This is a genomic window from Streptococcus pseudopneumoniae, from assembly GCF_001074975.1.
Lineage (GTDB): Bacteria > Bacillota > Bacilli > Lactobacillales > Streptococcaceae > Streptococcus > Streptococcus pseudopneumoniae_D.
The window spans coordinates 1-3737 of the sequence record NZ_JUUO01000001.1; the positions used below are offsets into that span (position 1 = coordinate 1).

The following is a 3737-nucleotide window of genomic DNA, read 5'->3' on the forward strand; positions in this document are numbered from 1 at the left end:
CTGTACAATACAGAATTAAATCCTTTACTTAAATTATCTGTCTAACTTTTGGGGGTCAGTACAGTATCTGGTCGTTTTTTCTTTATATTATTTCAAAATTTTTGGAATGTGGGATTTTTACGCAAACGTTTGAATTCTGATAAAAATTGGAGAAATTCGACAAAAAAACTTGAAAAAAACGAAGGTAAGCGTTATGATAGAAAAGAAGAAATATTGGAGGAATAACATGTCACATATTAAATTTGATTATTCAAAAGTCTTAGACAAATTTGTTGCACCACATGAAGTGGAATACATGCAATCACAAGTAACAGCAGCAGATGAATTGATCCGTAAAGGAACTGGTGCTGGTAGCGACTTCTTGGGATGGTTGGACCTTCCTGAAAACTATGATCGCGAAGAATTTGACCGCATCTTGAAAGCTGCTGAGCAAATCAAGTCAGACAGCGATGTTTTGGTTGTTATTGGTATCGGTGGATCTTACCTTGGTGCTAAAGCAGCAATCGACTTCTTGAACCACCACTTTGCAAACTTGCAAACAAAAGAAGAACGCAAAGCTCCACAAATCCTTTACGCAGGAAACTCAATTTCATCTACTTACCTTGCTGACTTAGTAGAGTATGTAGCTGACAAAGACTTCTCAGTGAACGTGATTTCTAAATCAGGTACAACAACTGAACCAGCGATTGCTTTCCGTGTCTTCAAAGAACTTTTGGTTAAGAAATACGGACAAGAAGAAGCTAACAAACGTATCTACGCAACAACTGACCGCCAAAAAGGTGCTGTTAAGGTTGAAGCAGATGCTAACGGTTGGGAAACATTTGTTGTTCCAGATGATATCGGTGGACGCTTCTCAGTATTGACAGCAGTTGGATTGCTTCCAATCGCTGCATCAGGAGCTGACATCAAAGCCCTTATGGAAGGTGCTAACGCAGCTCGTAAAGACTATACTTCAGATAAAATCTCTGAAAACGAAGCTTACCAATATGCAGCTGTTCGTAACATCCTTTACCGTAAAGGTTATGCAACTGAAATCTTGGTAAACTACGAGCCATCACTTCAATACTTCTCAGAATGGTGGAAACAATTAGCTGGTGAGTCAGAAGGGAAAGACCAAAAAGGGATCTACCCAACTTCAGCTAACTTCTCAACAGACTTGCACTCATTGGGTCAATTTATCCAAGAAGGAACTCGTATCATGTTTGAAACAGTTGTCCGCGTTGACAAACCTCGTAAGAACGTGATCATCCCTACTTTGGAAGAAGACCTTGACGGACTTGGCTACCTTCAAGGAAAAGACGTTGACTTTGTAAACAAAAAAGCAACTGACGGTGTTCTTCTTGCCCACACTGACGGTGACGTACCAAACATGTACGTAACTCTTCCTGAGCAAGATGCCTTCACTCTTGGTTACACAATCTACTTCTTCGAATTGGCTATCGCCCTTTCAGGTTACTTGAATGCCATCAACCCATTTGACCAACCAGGTGTTGAAGCCTACAAACGTAACATGTTTGCCCTTCTTGGTAAACCAGGATTTGAAGAATTGAGCAAAGAACTTAACGCTCGTCTATAATAGAATAAAAAAGAGTGGTTTTACCACTCTTTTTGCTTTTTCTCGAGAAGAGAAATTGGACTCTGGCGAGACTTGTGATATAATATAGAGAGCGAAAAGGCAGATGCCTAGAGACTTTATAGGAGAAGATATGTCAAAAGATATTCGTGTGCGTTATGCACCAAGTCCAACAGGACTATTACACATCGGTAATGCTCGTACAGCATTGTTTAACTACTTGTATGCACGCCACCATGGTGGAACTTTTATCATCCGTATCGAAGATACTGACCGCAAACGTCATGTCGAAGACGGAGAACGTTCACAGCTTGAAAACCTTCGTTGGTTAGGTATGGACTGGGATGAAAGTCCAGAGACTCATGAAAACTACCGCCAGTCTGAGCGTTTGGAACTCTATCAAAAATATATCGACCAACTCTTAGCTGAAGGAAAAGCCTACAAGTCTTATGTGACAGAAGAAGAGTTAGCAGCAGAACGTGAACGTCAAGAAGCCGCTGGTGAAACACCTCGCTACATTAACGAATACCTTGGCATGAGCGAAGAAGAAAAAGTAGCTTACGTTGTAGAACGTGAAGCTGCAGGGATTATCCCGACTGTTCGTTTGGCAGTTAATGAGTCTGGTATTTACAAGTGGCATGACATGGTCAAAGGTGATATCGAGTTTGAAGGCGGTAATATCGGTGGTGACTGGGTTATCCAAAAGAAAGACGGCTACCCAACTTACAACTTTGCCGTTGTCATTGATGACCACGATATGCAAATCTCTCACGTAATCCGTGGGGATGACCACATTGCTAATACACCAAAACAACTCATGGTTTATGAAGCACTGGGATGGGAAGCACCTGAATTTGGTCACATGACCTTGATTATCAACTCTGAAACTGGTAAGAAGTTATCTAAACGTGACACCAATACTCTTCAATTTATCGAAGATTACCGTAAGAAAGGGTACCTTCCAGAAGCAGTCTTTAACTTCATCGCTCTTCTTGGATGGAATCCTGGTGGAGAAGACGAAATCTTCTCTCGTCAAGAACTCATTAACCTCTTTGATGAAAACCGTCTCAGCAAGTCTCCAGCGGCTTTCGACCAGAAGAAAATGGACTGGATGAGCAATGAGTACATTAAGAATGCGGATCTTGAGACTATCTTTGAAATGGCCAAACCATTCCTTGAAGAAGCTGGTCGCTTGACTGATAAGGCTGAGAAATTAGTAGAACTCTACAAACCACAAATGAAGTCAGTAGATGAAATCGTTCCATTGACGGATCTCTTCTTCTCAGACTTCCCAGAATTGACAGAAGCTGAGCGAGAAGTCATGGCTGGCGAAACTGTTCCGACTGTACTTGAAGCCTTTAAAGCCAAACTCGAAGCTATGTCAGACGATGAGTTTGTGGTAGAAAATATCTTCCCACAAATCAAAGCGGTCCAAAAGGAAACTGGGATCAAAGGGAAAAATCTCTTCATGCCAATCCGTATCGCCGTTTCAGGGGAGATGCATGGTCCCGAATTGCCAGATACCATCTACTTGCTTGGACGCGAAAAATCAATTCAGCATATCGAAAACATGCTTAAAAAAATCTCTAAATAAGAAGGATGCAACAATGGACATCTGGGAAAAGATGTACGAAGAAGCACAGAAACTATACAATCCACATGACGTATCAGACTTTGTTTATGCTAATCATGTTGTAGCTGCAGTAGAAGCAGAAGATGGACAAGTATTTACAGGATTCTGTATGGAGGGGACCTGTGGTGTTTTCCATCTCTGTGCAGAGCGGGCAGCACTCTTCAATATGTACCAATTCTCGGGACAAACTAAGGTTAAGAAAGTATTAGCTTTTCGAGATAAACCACCTTATGGTGGGAGTTCCGGTATGCCTTGTGGAGCTTGTAGAGAATTCCTCTTGGAGTTGAACGCTGAAAATAAAGATGCGGAATTCATGATGGACTACGATACAAGAAAGACGGTGAAAGTAGCAGAACTAATACCTTATTGGTGGGGAGAAGAACGTGCTTCTAAGTTTAATGAGCAGTAGAAGAGTCAGTACAATTCTGGCTCTTTTTACTATAACTTGAAAAGAATTGAAATTCTTAAAAAAAGTTTAAAAAAGTAGTTGACAAAAAACAAAAAGTCGGTATAATAGTAAGAGTTGAAAAC

The 3737-nt window shown here is 40.9% G+C and carries 3 protein-coding genes and 1 pseudogene; all 4 read left to right on the plus strand.

Going from position 1 to position 3737, the window contains the following annotated elements:
• The first annotated feature begins 37 nt into the window (after window positions 1-37).
• The 4 genes and pseudogenes from ADI86_RS00005 (at window position 38) to ADI86_RS00020 (ending at window position 3615) form a co-directional block, all read left to right on the plus strand.
• Window positions 38-225, plus strand: a pseudogene (locus ADI86_RS00005) (hypothetical protein).
• A 1-nt stretch (window position 226) separates the two neighbouring features.
• Complete coding sequence (locus tag ADI86_RS00010; protein WP_000018269.1) at window positions 227-1576, plus strand: glucose-6-phosphate isomerase; 1350 nt, start codon at window positions 227-229, stop codon at window positions 1574-1576.
• A gap of 130 nt (window positions 1577-1706) precedes the next feature.
• Window positions 1707-3167 carry a glutamate--tRNA ligase gene (gene gltX, locus ADI86_RS00015; RefSeq protein WP_049531273.1) on the plus strand — a complete coding sequence of 487 codons (1461 nt, stop codon included), beginning with the start codon at window positions 1707-1709 and terminating at the stop codon, window positions 3165-3167.
• A 13-nt stretch (window positions 3168-3180) separates the two neighbouring features.
• Window positions 3181-3615 (plus strand): cytidine deaminase family protein, encoded by a 435-nt coding sequence (locus ADI86_RS00020; protein WP_049531274.1) that lies wholly within the window; start codon window positions 3181-3183, stop codon window positions 3613-3615.
• Window positions 3616-3737 lie beyond the last annotated feature (122 nt).